We start from the raw sequence: 3,930 nt of genomic DNA, 5'->3' as shown, positions 1-3,930 counted from the left end.
GGGTCTCCTCCGCCAACCCAATCAACCGAGCCCGCACCAACTCCGGCCGCTCATCAACAATGAAATGCCCACACCCCTCCACCAACTCCACCGTGTAATCATCCGCCCGAGCCGTCTCCGCCGCCGCCAACGAATAATGCACCGCCGCATCATCTTTCCCGAATAATGCCCGCACCGGCACGCTAGCCCGCCGCACCTCCGGCCTCCGCACCGACGCCGGCACCTCCCTCAACAAGAACGTCCGATACGTATCGGTAGACGCCCGAGCCACCACCGGATCTCTGAACCGTTCGGAGAAGATCCGGATGGTCTCTCGATCCATCTCGCCGCCCTCGGAAGAAGCCGAGCCAAACAACCACTCCAAGAACCGAGTCCGCCGCTGCAAAGGCACCCCCACACTCGCCATGACCGGCTGATATGCCAACAGCCGCCAGGCCTGCCGCGCCACATCCTTCTTCGCCGCCCACGGATGCGCCATATTCAACACCAGAAACCCCCCGAACCTCTCCGGCTCCCGGAGCACCATCCGATACCCAACGAACCCACCCCAGTCGTGCCCCACCAACAGCACATCATCAGCAAGGCCCATCGCATCCATCAACGCCAACACATCGCTCGCCACGTCATCTTTCGCCCACCGGTGCGGCGCCGCCCCGACCACCCATACCCCGGCAGATCCGGCGCAATAATCCGCAGCCCCGCAGGCGGATCCGCCAACAGATCCCGATACACATAGTGATGCTGCGGCCACCCATGCAGCGCGACCACCGCCCGCCCCTCCCCGGCATCGGTCACATGAAATCGAACGCCTCGAGCCTCGACGTAGCTCCGACGCACGTTCGGAATTGCCGGCACTACTTGATCCGTAGTCATAACCCACGCTAAACCCCGGCCGGCACGGACCGGCGTCGATTCCCAGGTTCATTCACCTACTGGAATAAGCATCGGCAATCCCAATGCTGTATGGAGACACAGTGTCTCGCTGAGCGAGAACTGCGGACATGGCCACCTCTGCCAGGTCACCGAGGTTCTTCAGGAGGGCAGTCACACGCGCCAACTCGACAGGATGACCCGACCCGTCAGGGAGCGACTTCATAAATTGTCCGAAGACCCCGGTCTCGGTGGATAGATCTGCCGACCGCAAAGCTCGCCCGAGGGTTTCGGGCGCTCCGACGAGTGCTGCCACAAGTATCGCGACGCCAGCCGGGTCGTAGTCGACCCCCGCCAATCTCGCTCTCACCACGGTGTAGATGGTCAGGAATCGTTTGGCCCGTCGAGGTGTCGTTGCAACGAGGGGAGCGAGTAGATCAAGTATGGCCCGGTCACCCGGACTGATTTCGAGCGATCTGATCATGTAGGAGTCGACGGATTCGTCACGCTTTCCGACAGTGCGTTCTGACGACTCCGATGCTGGATCAATATCATGCGACGGCGACCCCGCACCTTCAACGGCTTCGCCGGGCACGCCTGTATCGTCCTCGGGATTGGTTTCGCCGCTACCGATTTCGCGCTCCGAGGTCATCGTCCGATCATCGATGGCACCGTTCAGGATCGCGCGACAACCATCAGCAGACATTGTCGGCAAGGTATAAGTCAGCTGGAAGATCTTCTCCAAGTAGTCCGACGGGGTCGCCACGCCACCATTCACGAGGATGTCGGAATGCACAGCCTGTAGACAGTTTTCGAGACCACGATGGTCCACGCCGACGACCACGACGAAATGCGGGAGTGCAAGGTACAGGTGGACCGCCTCGAGCACGGCGACCGCCGTGGCAGCGGAGCAGCGGTCGAGGTCGTCGATATACAGCACGATGCGCCTCGGTGTGGACTTCTTGTCCTCCAGCGCCTCGGTCAGTCGCTCGCTCAGCTCGAACAGATCATGATGGACGCGCGCATTGACGCCGAGATGCTCATCGAATTCCGATGTCCCCGCCCTCTCCGCAATGAAACGTTGCAAGAACTTGGCGGGTGTGAGCTCATCGCGCTGCTGCCTTGCCTTCTCCAATTCCTCCTGACTGCTCGCCTTTGTTTCAAGTGCCAGGGCACGGTCCGCGTCGACTTGCTTCAACTGCAATTCCAGTTCGTCGACGTCCTTCTGCTGCTCGGTCCGCTTCTCCTCGACCTGTCGATCGATGAGATCCTGCAACTGCTCTGCGGGTTGCAGGAAGTGCCGGACGAGCGCAACCTGCCGAGTGACAGCGGTGGCCAATCCACCGATCAGGGAGGCGGCAAGACCGATGGCAGACCCCATCGGCCGCAGGGCCGGAACGACACCCACAAGGACAACCGCTCCGAGAAAGGCGAGGACCATGATCGCTGCCGCTGCAACGAGCGGAGAGAAGAGCAATCCACGCCGGCCGGGCCCGCCCAGGATCGCGATGCGCTTGCCGACGGCCTGCATCTCGTGAGCCGCTTGATACAACTGCAGCGCACTTTTCTGTACATCCGGAAGATTCAGTTCACGGAATAGCTCGTCAAGGCGCTTCTTGAGTTCGGGATCTTTCCCAACCCGCTCCATGATCTGCTTGCCACTGATCGAGCGGAGCACCTCGAGTTCGCTCTCCTGCTCCTCACGGAGTACTTCGATCTTGCCCCCCAGCTCCTCCCTTTTCGATTCGGCCTTCTCGATCTCGATCTCGGCATTGTCAATCTTCGTTTCGAGCTCGGTAATTCTGTCATCCGCAGCGGCTACCTCAGCGGCATCCCGGCTCTCGGAGCCATCGAGAGCCTGAAATATCTGCCGATGCAGACTGACCATCAGGTGGCCACGCTCGTAATGCCACGCCCCGAAGCGAATATGCCAGGTTCCTGGCTCAAACACCTCTCCGTCGATGTCTCTGCGGCCGAAGCCTCGAATGTGCTGCTCGATTCGGTGCATGAAGTACGTTTTTCCACTGCCCCATTCGCCGTACAGCGCAATGGCGAGTGGCGGCACTACCTGTTTGGCTGCGATGACGGCAGCGAGTGCTCGCGCGTCGGCATCTATCCCGAGCCGGTCCGGTCCATCGATCCCGTCGTCCGTGACCGACGGCAGAGTAATCGAATTACCTTCAGTCCCAGCGAGAGTCGGCATATCAGCGCTAGACGCCGGGATTCGCGCGAGGACCGTTTCGTCCAACTCCTCGGGGTCGTCGAAGGCGATACCGCGGAGTTCGCACTCGTACAGTAGTTCCAGGAGTTCCCCGATCTGCCGAAGATCGTTCTCGAGTACCCGCGATGACGGCATGGAGGTGCGAAGATATCTGATCGCGTGAACGTTGCCAGCTTCATACGCGCGTCCGAGGCGTTGCCGGCCCTTGAGTTCGATCGGCTCGAACGTGGATCGCGCGATCGACGATGCCCGAATGATCCGCCGCGCCGATTCGACCCGAGCCGATAGGTTTGCCGCCGTTCGGAAATCGAAGTCGTCCTTCTCGGCATTCCATGTCGTTGTGCCCTGATTCAGCGACAGATACACAGCATCACCGGTGGCGCTGAAGAGGTAGACGGCGTACCAGCCGATCCCCGCCCTGGCACTCAGTTCCGGATCGAAAATACGCGTCCATGGGACCTCGGCGGGAGCACCCTTCCCGCCACTTCCCTCGGCCTTCCACGTCGGTTCGACCGGTCGCAGCATCTCCTCCAGCGCTTCCGGAATCCGACGCTCGACCAACTCCTTCCGCCGACGCATGATCGGATCGTTCGGATCGGAGGTCCGGTCCTGCTGGATCGCGAGAACCTCGACAAGATCATCCCCCAGCGACATGGGAGCACTGTACCCATTTGAAACGCGACCGCCTAGTCCTTTGAATGGCAAAGGTTTTCAGAAACCAGCGCATACTAGTGTCGTGAGTCGTTGATTCGTTGGCAGTAGGCGGCGAGAGTTTCGAGGATCTCGTCGGCGGTCTTGGTCCAGACGAAGGGTTTCGGGTCGGCGTTCCAGGCGTTGAT

General features: G+C 60.8%; 1 protein-coding gene and 2 pseudogenes. All 3 read right to left on the bottom strand.

Translation table 11 applies throughout. The features are described from left to right. A pseudogene (locus ACAM49_RS39225) lies at positions 1-873 on the bottom strand (alpha/beta fold hydrolase); the annotation flags it as partial. A gap of 52 nt (positions 874-925) precedes the next feature. Beyond that, on the bottom strand, positions 926-3,745 hold the full coding sequence (locus ACAM49_RS39220; protein ID WP_369640580.1) for a DUF3578 domain-containing protein: 2,820 nt from the start codon (positions 3,743-3,745) through the stop codon (positions 926-928). A gap of 74 nt (positions 3,746-3,819) precedes the next feature. Beyond that, a pseudogene (locus tag ACAM49_RS39215) lies at positions 3,820-3,930 on the bottom strand (IS630 family transposase); the annotation flags it as partial.

Source organism: Nocardia sp. JMUB6875 (assembly GCF_041154655.1).
Classification (GTDB): domain Bacteria; phylum Actinomycetota; class Actinomycetes; order Mycobacteriales; family Mycobacteriaceae; genus Nocardia.
The sequence above is the reverse complement of the archived record's forward strand: the minus strand, read 5'-3'. Positions and strand labels throughout refer to the sequence as shown.